The organism is Phycicoccus sp. CSK15P-2, assembly GCF_016888005.1.
Classification (GTDB): domain Bacteria; phylum Actinomycetota; class Actinomycetes; order Actinomycetales; family Dermatophilaceae; genus Phycicoccus.
In genome coordinates, this window is sequence record NZ_JAFDVE010000033.1 from 27,156 (window position 1) to 42,242 (window position 15,087).

8 protein-coding genes are annotated in these 15,087 nt (G+C 71.1%); 5 read left to right on the plus strand and 3 right to left on the minus strand.

Going from position 1 to position 15,087, the window contains the following annotated elements; translation table 11 throughout:
- Positions 1-31 precede the first annotated feature (31 nt).
- From JQN72_RS17305 to JQN72_RS17320, 4 genes are read left to right on the plus strand one after another with little or no spacing between them, the layout of a single operon-like run.
- Positions 32-1,774 (plus strand): hypothetical protein, encoded by a 1,743-nt coding sequence (locus JQN72_RS17305; protein WP_204136388.1) that lies wholly within the window; start codon positions 32-34, stop codon positions 1,772-1,774.
- A complete protein-coding gene (locus JQN72_RS17310; RefSeq protein ID WP_204136389.1) occupies positions 1,771-4,107 on the plus strand; it encodes a S8 family serine peptidase in 2,337 nt (778 codons plus the stop codon). Before JQN72_RS17305 ends, JQN72_RS17310 begins: the two co-directional genes overlap by 4 nt.
- Positions 4,108-4,143: 36 nt before the next feature.
- Positions 4,144-6,492 (plus strand): S8 family serine peptidase, encoded by a 2,349-nt coding sequence (locus JQN72_RS17315; protein ID WP_204136390.1) that lies wholly within the window; start codon positions 4,144-4,146, stop codon positions 6,490-6,492.
- Positions 6,489-9,806 carry a DUF6603 domain-containing protein gene (locus JQN72_RS17320; RefSeq protein ID WP_204136391.1) on the plus strand — a complete coding sequence of 1,106 codons (3,318 nt, stop codon included), beginning with the start codon at positions 6,489-6,491 and terminating at the stop codon, positions 9,804-9,806. Before JQN72_RS17315 ends, JQN72_RS17320 begins: the two co-directional genes overlap by 4 nt.
- 38 nt (positions 9,807-9,844) lie before the next feature.
- Here the strand turns inward: JQN72_RS17320 and JQN72_RS17325 are convergent, their stop codons facing one another.
- On the minus strand, positions 9,845-10,660 hold the full coding sequence (locus JQN72_RS17325; protein ID WP_239100840.1) for a TIM barrel protein: 816 nt from the start codon (positions 10,658-10,660) through the stop codon (positions 9,845-9,847).
- A 102-nt stretch (positions 10,661-10,762) separates the two neighbouring features.
- Between JQN72_RS17325 and JQN72_RS17330 the strand changes: the two genes are divergently transcribed.
- Positions 10,763-11,848, plus strand: a complete 1,086-nt coding sequence (locus tag JQN72_RS17330; protein ID WP_204136392.1) for a transaldolase family protein — start codon at positions 10,763-10,765, stop codon at positions 11,846-11,848.
- Between the two features lie 75 nt (positions 11,849-11,923).
- Here the strand turns inward: JQN72_RS17330 and JQN72_RS17335 are convergent, their stop codons facing one another.
- Both JQN72_RS17335 and JQN72_RS17340 read right to left on the minus strand, forming a co-directional pair.
- Positions 11,924-13,336, minus strand: coding sequence for a L,D-transpeptidase family protein (locus JQN72_RS17335; RefSeq protein WP_204136393.1), 1,413 nt, complete (start codon positions 13,334-13,336; stop codon positions 11,924-11,926).
- Positions 13,337-13,505: 169 nt separating this feature from the next.
- A complete protein-coding gene (locus JQN72_RS17340; protein ID WP_204136394.1) occupies positions 13,506-15,008 on the minus strand; it encodes a CoA-acylating methylmalonate-semialdehyde dehydrogenase in 1,503 nt (500 codons plus the stop codon).
- Between the last annotated feature and the right edge of the window lie 79 nt (positions 15,009-15,087).

Here is a 15,087-nt window from a genome sequence, read left to right on the forward strand (position 1 = left end):
GGAGCGGCAGCCAGGGCCACGAGGAGCCCTGATGCCTGACCCCACCCCGTCCCTGACCGGGCACCACCGCCTGGTGATGGGTACCCGCACCCCGACGATCGACCCCGGCCTTGCGGCCCGGGTGCACGACCCGATGTGGATGCTGGCCCGCCAGTGGCAGCTGGGCGAGTTCGTCGGCGAGGACGCCGGCACCCCGATCTCGACCGAGGTGTCGGCGACGGTGGCCCCGATCACCCGGTACCACGCCGAGGGCACGCTGGCCCCGGGCACGTCGGTGACCGGGCGGCCGTGGAAGTTCTTCGAACCACTGGAACCACTCGTGGAGTCCCAGCCGGTGCACCGGCGGGCCGACCCCACCGCGAACGTGGGCGTCACGACCGGGCTGAGGTTGCGGCGGATGCTGCGTGCGGCCGGGCTGGAGAGCTACCTCGACGCGGTGACCGCGGCCTTCCCGCTGCCTCCGGTCGACCCCGGCGACCCACTGGTCGACGCGGCCGCGCTGCGACGGCTGCGGCTGGCCGGCGGCCGGGTCCCGGACGGACGGGCCGTGTACGCGTTCGCGGCACCGGCGGCGGCCGACCCGGAGGCGGCGTGGAGCTGGCCGGAGGGCGTCGTGGCCGACCCGGCCGACGACGCCGGTCTGCGCGCCTGCCTGACCGGCTGGGTCGACTGGTACGACACCCACTACGTCGAGCCCGAACCGGGTCAGGACGCCTGGGACCCCGGGCGTCAGGAGTACCGGTTCGCCGTCGCCACGCACGACGGCGACGAGGAGGAGTCGGTGTTCGTCGCGGACAGCTACCACGGCGGGCGGCTGGACTGGGACGCGCTCAGCGCCGCGGCGGCGGGTGTCTCACTCGGCGCCGACTGGCGCGACGTGCCGCTGTCGACGATCAACCTCACCCGGGTCAGCGAGACGATGATCCCCACGCCGCTGACCTACCCCGGCATGCCCGCCGCACGGTGGTGGGAGCTGGAGGACGCCGCCGTCGACTGGGGTGGGCTGGAGGCCGGGACGAACGACCTCCTGCGCCTGCTGCTCGTGGACTACGCGCTCACCTATGCCGGCGACTGGTATGTCGTCCCGCTCGACATCGAACCGGGCACCTTCACCCGGATCACCTCGCTGGTCGTCACCGACGTCTTCGGCGTACGGACCACGGTGCCCACCGCGCTCACCGAGGACTGGCGCATGTACGTGCCGACCGGGCGCGACGACGGCCTGCTGCTGCTTCCTGCGGTCTACGAGTTCGAGGAGGGGGAGCCGGTCGAGGACGTGCGCATCCTGCGCGACGAGACCGCCAACCTCGCCTGGGGCATCGAGCACCTGGTCGAGGGAGCCGGCGGAGAGCCGGTGGACCGCCGGCTCGGCGCCGGCCCCACCGCCGCACCCGAACCGGATACCGCAACCGGCGGCCCGGGCACGCTGCGTTACCGGCTCGCGACCGGTGTGCCGCCCAACTGGTTCCCCTTCCTGCCGGTCCGCGACGCGGACGGGGCAGGGCTGCTGGAGCGTGGCGCACTGCCGGCGGACCCGGGTAACGAACCGGTCGTGCCGCTGGGCCGGGTCCTGGCGCCCGGCGGTGCGCCTCTGCGGCTGTCCGACGAGGAGGTGCCGCGCTCGGGGCTGCGGGTGACCCGTAGCCACCAGTTCGCCATCGGTGCGCGGGGAGAGTACCTGTGGGTGGGTCGACGCCGGGTGGCCGCCGAGCACGGTGACGCGCGCAGCGGGATGCGCTTCGACACCGCCGAGGCCGGAGGTGACCAGCCATGAGTGGTGAGGGCGAGATGTCGAAGCTGGACGAGGTCCTGCTCCGGGCGATCAGCGAGCATCAACGGCGTTCGGCGGCACGGACCGGCCCCGGCTCCGGCTCCGGCTCCGGCTCCGCCGAGACTGCCAAGACAGCCACCGACGAGCCGGCCACGGTCGAGCTGTTCGTCGAGTTCACCGGGTCGGTGGACGGCCTGACCACTCTCGGGTTCCACCCGCAGTCGGTACGGCCCGTCCCGCAGCACGGGCTCACCGTGGCGGCCGGCTGGATGCCCGTCGAGGCGCTGCCCCGGCTCCAAGGCGCCGACCAAGTCATCCGGGCCACCGGAGCCCGCCCGGTCTCGCCCCAGCTGGACCAGAGCCTGGGCGAGGTCAACGCCGACCGGCTGCACATGCGGAACCCGGCGCTGCGCGGTGCCGGAGTCGTGATCGGCATCATCGACGAGGGGATCGACCTCTACCACCCGACCTTCCGCAACCCGGACGGCACATCGCGGATGCTGGCGGTCTGGGACATGCGGAACCCTCCAAGACCAGGCGAGTCCCCGCCTGCGAAGTTCGAGGGTGGTGAAGACCTCATTGGCGTGGAGTACCGCAAAGACCGCGACGGCGTCCTCGCTGCTCCCCCGTACAGGGCACCCTTTCCACTCACCGATGACCCGAACAACCACGGCACCCACGTTGCGGGGATCGCGGCCGGGAACGGCCGGGGGTCACCGGCCGGAACGGACTACACCGGTATGGCACCGGAGGCCGACCTGGTGGTCGTGTGTGTCGGTCGATCGCCAAAGGACGTGACGTGGACGAACGCCTTCGAGTACATCCTGAGGGAGGCGAAGGAGCGTAGCCGCCCCGTCGTGATCAACCTGAGCATGGGACGACGGGTGGAGATCGGCGAGAGGGGCGGGCCCAACACATTGGAGAAATGGATCTCCGCAGCTCTGAACAAGGGCGGTCGGGCGGTCGTCGTCGCAGCCGGGAAAATGGGTCTGGGCCGCGCGAAAGCACGTCCAGGAGACCGTGACGAGGGAGAACTAGCGAGGGTGGGCTTCTCCGCAAACGCTGGGGCCCGGCTGCAACTGGAGTTCGAAGGCGACCTCGACAGTCTGCGCGGGATCCGGATCGAGGGTCCCGGCGGAAAGCCGACCGATAACCTCTCGGTGGAGGGCTATGTTACTCACGACGTCAAGGTAGACAACACCGACGTCCATGTCGATCGGTTCGACCCGATCCTGACCATCGTCCTGAAGACGACCAGCACGACCACTCCGAGCCCCGGGAACTGGGCGGTGACCTTCGAAGTCGAACCGGGCCGCATCGCCGACATCGACGGGTGGTACGTGGCGGGTCACGGGGCGTTCATTGACCATTTCCACGAGAAGGAGACCGTCATGGTCCCGGCTCGTATCGACGACGTCATCGCGGTGGGCAACTGCAATCTGCGGCGCCCACATCAGAGCGAGATCGTTGTCGACCAGTCCAGCCGGGGCCCGGTGCCAGGCTCCCAGAACGGCAAGCCCGATCTGGTCGCGCCCGGCATCGACATCATGGCGTCGGTCTTCAAGGGGAGGACTCTGGCCGAGAGACCCCTCTGGGGTCGCAAGAGCGGGACGAGCATGGCGGCACCGCACGTCGCCGGGGTGGTCGCCTTGCTACTCCAGGAGCACTCGACTGCCAACCATGTACAGCTCGGAAACTGGCTGCGAGCAGCGGCACGGCCCCCGAGAGAGAGCAACGGCAGGTCGTTACCAGGGTTCGACCGGTACGAGTGGGGGCACGGCATCCTCGACGCCGCCTCCGCCATGGCCAGGCTCCGTAGAGACCTGCGCACACCGTCCGGGACGACGAGTACCGCCCAGCGGGGCTCCCTCCGAACCCCGGCCGGGACGGGCGAGCAGTCCGAGGCCACCGAGCGCACCACGCCCGGGGACCTCCGGACCCTGTGGGCAGCACTGGCCACTGCCGCGGACCACCGCGCCGGCAGACCATCACTGGCCCGCTGGGCCGCCAGGATCAGCCGCCACCTCGCGGAGCTGGAACGCCTCCTCACCCACCAACCCACCCTGGCCTCACACTGGCACCAAGCAGACGGCCCCGCCCTGCTGCGATGGCTGACCCACACCCTCACCGGCGGCCCCGACCACCCCGAACCTCCCGACCCAGCCACACTCACCGAACACCTCGACGCCCTCCTCACCGAGCTCGAACACGTGGGCTCACCACGCCTACGACGCGACGCGACGCGCTGCCGGCACGAGCTGGCCACAATCCCACCCACCACCCTGACAGTCACCCTCACCACTCACCCGCCACACACGGCAGGACAACACCGATGACCACCGGAGCCGACCAGCATGAGTGGTGAGGGCGAGATGTCGAAGCTGGACGAGGTCCTGCTGCGGGCGATCAGCGAGCATCAACGGCGTTCGGCGGCACGGACCGGCCCCGGCTCTGCCGAGTCCGCCGAGTCCGCCGACGAATCGGACACGGTCCAGCTGTTCGTCGAGTTCACCGGGCCGGTGGACGGTCTGACCCCTCTCGGGTTCCACGCCCAGTCGGTGCAGCCGGTCCCACGGCACGGGCTCACCGTGGCGGCCGGCTGGATGCCGGTCGAGTCGCTGCCCCGGCTCCAGGACGCCGAGCAGGTCATCCGAGCCACCGGAGCCCGCCCGGTCTCGCCCCAGCTGGACCACAGCCGCGACGACAGCAAGGTCACGGCGGTGCGCGCGGCAAACTCCACCCTGACAGGCGCAGGGGTGCTGGTCGGCATCATCGATTCGGGAATCGACCTCTACCACCCGACGCTGCGCAACACGGACGGCACCTCCCGCATCCTGACGGTCTGGGACATGAGACACCAGCCACGTAACGGGGAGTCCGAACCCAGACGGCTGAATAGCGGGGTCAGGCTGCCAGGCGTGGAGTACCGCAAGAGTCGCGACCCCATCCTCCATGCCAAGAACCCGTCCACCGGTGGCGTCCCCCACCCGCAGACCGTCGACCCAACCAGCCATGGGACCCACGTCGCGGGCATCGCCGCCGGGAACGGCCGGGGGTCACCGGCCGGAACGGACTACACCGGTATGGCACCGGAGGCCGACCTGGTCGTCGTGTGCCTCCCCGACGAACCGAAAGACGTCCATGTAGCAAATGCATTCAAGTACATCTGGAGAGAGGCGCAAGATCTCAACCTCCCCTCAGTGATAAACATGAGTTTGGGCCGTCCGGCGGCTTCCGACGACGAGAATCCCACCCCGTGGGAAAAGGCGATCTCCGCGGGCGTCGAGGAAAGCGCCAAGAAGAGCGACACGGGGATTAGACCCCCACCACGTGCAGTCGTAGTAGCCGCGGGCAACGAAGGGATGAAGAGCGCAGTCTTCGCACTTGACTCAAAAAACCCAACCAAGGCCTTCACCTTCCGCGTCCAGCCAGGATTCGCCGTGGAGATCGAGCTCACCGGTCCGTTCACACAGTTGCGCCGGGTAGAAGTCACCGGACCCTCCCGGACCGGATCCAAAGACGTGGATATTTCGCAAAAAGTTGGCTCCGACACGTGGACGATCGACGGGACATCCGTGTTTGTCCAGTATGTGCATCCCACAGTCACCCTGTTCCTGACGCATGACAGCGACGCGACGCCGACAGGCGGTACGTGGTCAGTGTCGCTGTCCTTAAAGTCCAACTTTCAAGAAGGAAGTGCCGGCGATTTTACTGCCCGATACGCGCAGGGACCTGGCCGATTCGAGAACCACATCAGTGGGAAAAGGACCATCGTCATACCTGCCCGTATTAGCGAGGTCATCACGGTGGGCGCCTACCACTCCCGAGACCACACAATTCGTAGGTCGGAGAGGGTGGTCACGATGTCCAGTCGTGGCCCCGTGGACGGATCCAACCCGAGCAAACCCGACCTCGTCGCACCAGGGGCCGACATCATGTCGGCGCTCTACCACCCGCCCGCGGATACCCAGGGTCCGCTGTGGGGACGCAAGTCCGGAACGAGCATGGCGGCACCGCACGTAGCCGGCGTGGTCGCGCTGTTACTCCAGCGGCACCCGACGGCCACCTTCATCCAGGTCAGGGACGCGCTGCGAAACTCGGCGCGGCGCCCGACAGACAGCAGCGGACAGGACGTCACCACATTCGAGTCGGACGACTGGGGGAAGGGCATTCTCGATGCCCAGGACGCCCTGGCCAAGCTGGAGAACAACATCTTCAACCCGCCCCCGCCCTCGGCCACCACGGCCTCGTCCGCTCGGTCCCTGCCGTCCGCGGCCCGAACGGGTGAGACCTCCGACCGCACCACACCCGAGGACCTCCGGACCCTGTGGGCAGCACTGGCCACTGCCGCGGACCACCGCGCCGGCAGACCATCACTGGCCCGCTGGGCCGCCAGGATCAGCCGCCACCTCGCGGAGCTGGAACGCCTCCTCACCCACCAACCCACCCTGGCCGCACACTGGCACCAAGCAGACGGCCCCGCCCTGCTGCGATGGCTGACCCACACCCTCACCGGCAGCCCCGACCACCCCGAACCTCCCGACCCAGCCGTGCTCACCGAACACCTCGACGCCCTCCTCACCGAGCTCGAACACGTGGGCTCACCACGCCTACGACGCGACGCGACGCGCTGCCGGCACGAGCTGGCCACAACCCCACCCACCACCCTGACAGCCACCCTCACCGCTCACCCGCCACACACGGCAGGACAACACCGATGACCACCACACCCGGAGCCCTCGAAGCCACCGCCCGGTTCGTGGCCGAGGCGCTGTACATCCTGGGATCGCGGCTCGACGGCGCAGCCGTGGACGACCTGGCCCGCCATCTCGGTCACGAGCTGCCCGACGAGATCGCCTTCCGCAACGACGTCAGCTCGGCCGCCCAGGAGCTGTCCGACGCCGCCACCGCGCTGCTGCCGGGGATCATCGACCTGGTCGAGGCCGGGGAAGCCGGGGACGCCACCGCCCTCCTCGCCGCGGGGGCAGACCTGCTGGCGGCCAACCGCTCGGTGTTCGACACCGTCGACGCACTGGCCGAGGCACTGGACGCGGCTCGCGCAGAGCTGGACGCGGACCAGGCTGAACAGGCCCAGCAGCTGACGGCCACCTTCGCGCGGCGCGTGGTCGAGCAGCTGGTCGTCGAGCGACTGGCCTACGAGGCACCGGTGACCACCGCCATCCTCGGGGTGATCGGACTCGTCGACCAGGAGGAGATCGTCGACCACCCGACCCAGCCCTGGCACATCCGGCGCGCGCTGCACCTGGACCGGCTGCCCGTGCTGCTGTCCGACCCGGCCCGCTACGGCCGCGAGGTGCACGGCTGGGGAACGACCGAGTTCGACGGGGTCGACCTGCTCGAACGGGTGCAGCAGCTGCTGCGCGCCGTGGGCTTGCTGAGCACGCTGATCGTGCCACCCGAGCCCGATCCGGCAGTGCTGGAGGCCACGCTGTTCAGCCTCGCCGTCGACCCGGACGCCGCCCCGCCGGGGCTACTCGCCAGCCTGCGGGTGGCCGGCTCGGGCCTCGAGCACACCGAGCCCTTCGCCGGCCCGTGGCGGTTCGAGCTCGGCACGACGGCCGAGTTCGACTCCGGGGTGGAGGTCGCGATCACACCCCCGATGGGGATGACGTTGCACCCGCCCGGGCCGGCGAGCGCGGAGCTGGCCATCACCGCGCGGCTGGTCGGGGAACGCGACGACGGCCCGGTGGTCCTGTTGAGCGTCGGCAACCTGGCCCAGCTGGTCGCCCGGCGGGTGACGGCGAGTCTCGAGGTGGCGGGCAGCTGGAGCGCGGGCAGCCGGGTGACCGCCAGTCCGGCGGTCGAGCTGCGGCTGGAGGGCGCCGGCCTCGCCGCCTCCGGCAGTGACGCCTTCGTCCGCTCACTGGCGCAGGACAACGCGGTGAACGGCGAGTTCGACCTCACGCTGCGCTGGTCGCCGGAACAGGGCCTGTCGCTGCGGGGCAGCGCCGGGCTCGCGGCCCGGATCCCGATCGGGTCCTCGGCGCTGCCGTTCCTCGACGTGGACGCGGTGGACCTGGCGGTGGGGCTGGACGAGGACTCGGTGCAGGTGCAGGCCGGGCTGGAGGTCGCCGCTCGGCTCGGCCCGCTGCGTGCGAACGTGCTGGGGATGGGCCTGGGGGCCCGGCTGAGCTTCCCCGAGCACGGTGGCAACCTCGGCCCGGTCGACCTGACCGTCGACGTCGTCCCACCCGAGGGTGTCGGGCTCAGCCCTGCTTCCGGACCGTTGCGCGGAGGCGGGTTCCTCGACCACGACCCGGACACCGGCGAGTACTCCGGGGTGCTCCAGCTGGCCGCGGCCAAGCTGGTGTTCTCGGCGGTCGGGCTGGTCAGCACGCGGCGCCCCAGCGGGGGGCCGGGGTTCTCGATGGTGCTCCTGCTCACCGGCGAGTTCCGCCCGGCGATCCGGCTCGGCTACGGGTTCAGCCTGAACAGGATCGGCGGTCTGGTCGGGATCAACCGCAGCGCGGACATGGCGGCGCTGCGCACCGGGGCGCGCACGGGTGCGCTCGACTCCGTCATGTTCCCCGGACGGGCTGTCGACGACGCCCCGCAGGTCCTCTCCGGCCTGCGCAGCTACTTCCCCGAGCGCACCGGGAGCCATCTCCTCGGTCCGATGGTGCAGCTGGGGTGGGGCCCGGTGCCGGTGCTCCGGGCCGACCTGGCGCTGGTTCTGGAGATGCCCGAGCCGCTACGACTGGCCGTGGTCGGCCGGGTGCGGATGGGGCTGCCCAGCCTGCGCACCCCGTTGGGCCGGTTCAACCTCGACGTGGTCGGCCTGGTCGACCTCGATGCCGGCACGCTGGCCGTCGACGCCCAGCTGTTCAACAGCAGGATCGGCGCGGTCCTGATCGACGGGCAGGCCGCCGTCCGGGCCCGGTGGCGCCGGGACCCCGACTTCGCGCTCTCCATCGGCGGGTTCCACCCGCGCTTCCGCCCGCCGCCCGGGTTCCCGGCACTCCGCCGGGTCACGCTGAACCTCACCAGGGGAGACAACCCCCGGGTGCGGCTGACCGGCTACCTCGCGATGACCCCGAACTCGGTGCAGTTCGGGGCCAGGGTCGAGGCCTACGCTTCGTGGCGAAACTTCTCGGTCGAGGGCCACCTTGCCTTCGACACCCTGTTCCGGTTCACCCCGTTCCGGTTCGTCGTCGACATCAGCGCCGGGGCGGCGGTCAAGCGGTCCGGCAAGAACCTGCTCAGCGTCACCCTGAAGCTGCGGGTCTCCGGTCCGAAACCATGGAGCGTCTCCGGGTCGGCCAAGTTCCGGGTGGTCGTCAAGATCACCATCCCGGTCAACTACACCAGCGGCGGCGGCCAGTTCCCGTCGATCCAGCGGGTCGACCTGCGCGCACTGCTGGCCACCGAGCTGGCCCGGCCGGAGTCGTGGAGCGGCCAGCTTCCCCCGGCCGACGGCAGTGCGGTCACCCTGCGCGACGCCGGGACGGAGCCGGACGTCGTCCTGGTTCACCCGCAGGGCCGGCTCGAGGTCCGCCAGACCCTGCTCCCGCTGAACACGAGGATCGACAAGCACGGGGAGCAGGCACCCTCCGGTCCCCGGCGGTTCGTCATCGACGAGGTGCTCCTCGGCGGCGGCGTCGTCGAGCACACGGCCGTGCGCGACCTCTTCGCTCCGGCCCAGTACCTCGACATGACCGACACCCAACGGCTGACCTCGCCGGCGTTCCGCAGCTACCAGTCGGGTGTGGCCATCCGACCCGGCGGTGCCACCGACGGCGACCGCGTGACGATGCGACCGCACTACGAGGAGGTCGTGGTGGACGTCGAGCCGAGGACCGACGGAGGCGACCCGTCAGGGGTGGCGCTCGCCCGCGCCGCCACCCGCACAGGTGAGCGCCGGCGGCAGCCGGTGGCCGCGGCGTCGCTCGGCACCGCGCACCGGCGCACCGTGCTCGCCGCGGCCTCCGGGTTCCGCGCCCGGGTGGCGGCCCAGCCCGCCCCCCGGCGAGTGCTCGGCGAGGAGCCACTCGACCCGGTCACCGTGTCGCGGTAGAACCCGGCACACGCCACACACCGGGCACGCCCGGCCGGTCAGGAACCGACGGTGAAGGCGGCGCGGAAGGCCTCGACGGCCGCGGTGGAGTCCCCGCTGGCGAACGCCTCCATCCCCACCGGGCCGCGGTACCCCATGTCCGCGAGCGCCCGCGCCACGGCCGGGTAGGCGATCTCGCCCGACCCCGGCTCGCACCGGCCCGGGACGTCGGCGACCTGGATCTCCCCGATGTACGGGAGCGCCCGCCGGCAGAGCTCGACGAGGTTCCCCTCGCCGATCTGGGCGTGGTAGAGGTCGAGCATCAGCCGCAGGTGCGGGCTGTCGACGGCGGCCACGAGGGCCAGGGTGTCCTCGGCCCGCGCGAAAGGCACCCCCGGATGGTCGACGGCCGTGTTGAGGTTCTCGAGGACGAACTGGACGCCGTGCCGCTCCCCGAGGTCGGCGACCCGCGAGAGGGTGTCCCGCGCCGCGAGCCACATCCGGCCGGTGACCGACTCCACCGGCGCGACCGGCAGGCCGTCGGCGTCCAGGCCGGTGCCGTGCAGGTTGAGCCGCGGGATGCCGAGGCGCCGGGCGACGTGCACCGACTGCTCGGCGGTCGTGAGGAGCTCGGCCGCAGCGGCGGGCTCGACCAGCCCCCCGCGGACGTACCCGGTCATCGACGACAGGACGACGCCCTCGTCCCGCAGCTCCACCAGGGTGTCGACGTCGTGCCGCGTCCAGTCCCAGATCTCGACCTGGACGTCGAGGGCGGTGAGCCGGCGCATCCGCTCCACGACCGGGAGGTCGCGGAACACCATCTCGGCGCACACCGCGAGGGTGAACGGGCCGGCTGCACCGCGCGTCGTCGTCATCGTCGTCCTCCGAGCCTCCCGGTGCGCGCCCGGGTTTCCAACCGCCGCTTTGTCGGTTAGTGTGTATGTCCTGACATTATCACCCATTGAAGGGACTGTGGGATGGCCGGGCCCACCACGACCGGGGTGGAGTCACCCCTGCGCACGATGACGCGCACGACGCCGACGGCGCTGTGGAACGACAGCGCCGACCCGACGGAGCTGCGGACCGCGATCGGCTGGGGGGCCGTGGGCGCCACCTGCAACCCGGTCATCGCCCTCGCTGCGATCAGGGCTGACCAGGAGAGGTGGGACGCGAGGATCCGCGAGCTCGCGGCCGAGCGGCCGACGGCCACCGAGTCCGAGATCGGCTGGGCGGTCGTCGAGGAGGTCTCGCTCGAGGCCGCCCACCTCCTCGAACCCGCCTTCGCCGAGCACGACGGCCGCAACGGGCGGCTGTCGATGCAGACCGACCCGCGGCTCCGCCGCGACGCGAGCGCCCTCGTCGCCCAGGCCGAGCACTTCGCCTCGCTGGCCCCCAACATCATCGTCAAGATCCCCGCGACCTCGGTCGGCGTCGTGGCGATCGAGGAGGCGACGTACCGCGGCGTCAACGTCAACGTCACGGTGTCCTTCTCGGTCCCCCAGGCCCTGGCCGCGGGCGAGGCGATCGAGCGCGGCCTGCGCCGCCGGGAGGACGAGGTGCGCTCGGTCGACGGCATCGGGCCGGTCGTCACGATCATGGTGGGGCGCCTCGACGACTGGCTCAAGGACGTCGTCGCCCGCGACGGCGTGGGTATCGACCCCACCCACCTCGAGTGGGCCGGCGTCGCCGCCGTCAAGCGCGCCTACGCGATCTTCCGCGAGCGCGGTCTGCGCGCCCGCGTCCTCGCCGCGGCCTACCGCAACGAGCTGCAGTGGACCGAGCTCGTCGGGGGCGACCTCGTCCTCTCCCCACCCTTCGCGTGGGGGCAGCGCTTCGACGCCAGCGGCATCGACCCCACGCCGCGGATCGACGTCCCGGTCGACCCGGAGGTCATCGCCTCGCTCGAGCGCCTCGAGGACTTCCGCCGCGCCTACGAGCCCGACGGCATGACGCCCGAGGAGTTCGACGACTTCGGGGCGACCCGCAAGACGCTGCGCCAGTTCCTCGCCGCGGACGAGGAGCTCGACCAGCTCGTCCGGGACGTCATCACGCCCGCCCCCTGAGTCCAGCAGCGCCACACACCACTGCGGCGGCCCGTCCCTTTCGGGGACGGGCCGCCGCAGTGCGTGCGGGGTTGCTCAGAAGTGCGTGGTGACCGGGGTCCCGACCGGCGCGAAGTCGTAGACCCACTTCGCGATGGATACCGGCAGGTTGACGCACCCGTGCGAGGCCGCGTACCCGAAGGAGGACCGCCACGGCGCACCGTGCAGCGCGTAGCCGCGGTGGAAGAACGTGGAGTAGGGCACGTTCTCGGTCTCGTAGTCGGAGCCGTCGGCGTTCTGGCCGCGCATCGTCATGAGCGGGTTCTTGTAGTACACGTGGTAGGTGCCGGTGACGGTGGGCGTCTCCGCGGCACCGCTCACCATCGCGACCGGGCCGTAGACGACCTTCGCCCCGACGTAGGCGGTCATCGTGTGCTTGCCGAGGTCGACGTCGATCCACTTCTCGCCCTCGGCGGCGGGGTACGCGAGGTTCTCGGCGCCCTTGGCGATGCGGCGCTCCTCCCACGTCGCGTCGACCACGTCGAACTCGAAGCCGCCGTCGTACGCCTTCCCGGCGGAGAGGGCCTGCACGGCCGCCCCGGCGAGCGCCGGGGCGTTGGCGACCTTCCGGCCGTCGCGGGCCTCGGTCATCACCTTGCGCACCTCGCCCGCGGCGTCGAGGTAGCGCAGGCCCTTCGTCGGCTCGACCGCCACCTCGGCGGCGACCTTCTCGACCCACGCCTTCACCTTGCCGGCGTCGACGCCCGGGGCGCCGAGGACGTCGCCCTCGGTGGGGATGGTGACCCAGGAGGCCTTCGTCTTGGTGGACGCGGCGTGCGCCTCGTCGCCGTCGGAGATGCTGACGTCGCGGGCGATGATCGCGTTGGCCACCTCCGCGGCCTGCTCGGCGGCCGCGGTCGTGACGTCGGGCTCGTCCTCGACGAAGGAGACGGTCGCGGTCGCCGGCTCGAGACCCTCGGCGGCGGCCGCCACGACGTCCTGGAAGGTCGCCGGGTCGACGGTCTGACCGGGGACGGCGGGTGTGACGACGAACTTGGCCTTCTTGGGGCCGAGCGCGACCGTGGCGTCGCGCCCCACCTTGTCGGCCTGCTCGACGAGCTGTGTCACGACCTCGTCGGTGATGTCCTCGTCGGTCCGGACGACGGCGCGCACCTCGCGGGTCGACACGAGCGAGCGGGCGTAGGAGGACCACGACCCGTTCGCCGAGAAGATGGCCTCGACGGTGGCGTCGACGTCGACGTCGTACCCGAGGTCGGCCAGCGACTCGGTGCGCGTCTCGGCGCCCGACCGGATCGTCACGGTGGCGGCCTCGACCCGTTGGCGCACGACGTCGGCGACCTGTTCGCGGGTCATGCCGCCCACGGCGACCCCGCCGAGGCTGCTGCCCGGCAGGGCGCGGTCCTGGTAGTGCGCGGCGTACGCGGTGCCGACGCCCCCGAGTGCCATCGGCAGGGCGATGGCGCCCGCGAGCAGGGCGTTCCTGCGCATGGTCATGATGATCGAACTGCCTTCCCCGAAGGATTCGGTGTGGTCCTCGTACACACCGCGCTCCATGATGCGGCACGGAGGCCGATCCGGCCAACCCGATCCGCACAACGAGCGCAACCCGACACGCCGAGGGCGGCCCGGGGGCTCCACCCGGGCCGCCCTCCTCGGGTCAGGCGTTCTGCGGGAAGCCCAGCTCGATGCCGCCGTGGCTGGGGTCGAGCCAGCGGGACGTGACGACCTTGCCGCGGGTGAAGAAGTGCACGCCCTCCATGCCGTGGGCGTGGGTGTCGCCGAAGAGGCTGTTCTTCCACCCTCCGAAGGAGTAGTAGGCCATCGGGACCGGGATCGGGACGTTGACCCCGATCATCCCGACCTCGACCTCGTGCTGGAACCGGCGCGCGGCCCCGCCGTCGTTGGTGAAGATCGCGGTGCCGTTGCCGTACGGGTTGGAGTTGACGAGCGCGATGGCGTCGTCGTACGTCTTCGCCCGGACCACCGAGAGCACCGGCCCGAAGATCTCGTCGTCGTAGACGCTCATGCCCTTCTCGACGTGGTCGAACAGGGTCGGCCGCAGGAAGTACCCCGCGCCGTCGGCGTCGACGTCGCCCTCGCGGCCGTCGACGACGAGGGTCGCGCCGTCCTCCACCCCGGCGTCGAGGTAGGACGCGACCTTGTCGCGGTGCTGCTGGGTGACCAGCGGCCCCATGTCGCAGCCACGGGTGCCGTCGCCGGTGACGAGCTTGCCCATCCGGTCCTTGATCTTCTCGACGAGCTCGTCCCCGATCGGGTCGACCGCGACGAGGGCCGAGATGGCCATGCAGCGCTCGCCCGCCGAGCCGAAGCCGGCGTTGACCGCGGCGTCGGCGGCGAGGTCGAGGTCGGCGTCGGGCAGCACGATCATGTGGTTCTTCGCGCCGCCGAGGGCCTGGACCCGCTTGCCGTGAGCCGTGCCGGTCTCGTAGACGTACTTCGCGATCGGCGTGGACCCGACGAACGACACCGCCTTGACGTCCGGGTGGGTGAGCAGCGCGTCGACCGCTTCCTTGTCGCCGCCCACGACGTTCATCACGCCGTCGGGCAGGCCCGCCTCGGTCCACAGCCTCGCGACGGCGATGGCCGCCGACGGGTCCTTCTCGGACGGCTTGAGCACGACCGCGTTGCCGCACGCGATCGCGACCGGGACGAACCACAGCGGCACCATCGCCGGGAAGTTGAACGGGCTGATGACGGCGACGACCCCGAGGCTCTGCCGGATGGAGTAGACGTCGACCTTCGTCGAGGCGTTCTCGGTGAAGCCGCCCTTGAGCAGGTGCGGGATGCCGCACGCGAACTCGGCGACCTCGAGGCCGCGGGTGACCTCGCCGAGCGCGTCGGAGAGGACCTTGCCGTGCTCGGCGGTGATGAGGGCGGCGATCTCCTCCTTGCGCTCGTCGAGCAGCTGCCGGAACGCGAAGAGGACCTGGGTGCGCTTGGTCAGGGACGCGTCGCCCCAGCTCTCGGCCCACGCCTGCCTCGCTCCGGCGACGACCTCGCCGACGAGCGCGGCGGACGCGAGGTCGAGCTCACCGGTCTGCTCGCCGGTGGCGGGGTTGTACACGGGGCCGGTGCGACCGGGGGTGCCCTCCCAGGGCGCGCCGGCGACGAGGTGGGTGATGCGGGTGGGGCTGCTCATCGAGGTCTCCTGGCGGGCACGATTAAATGTACTGACATACTAACATCATGGGGCAGGGGCGGCCTCCCGGCAGTCGCGG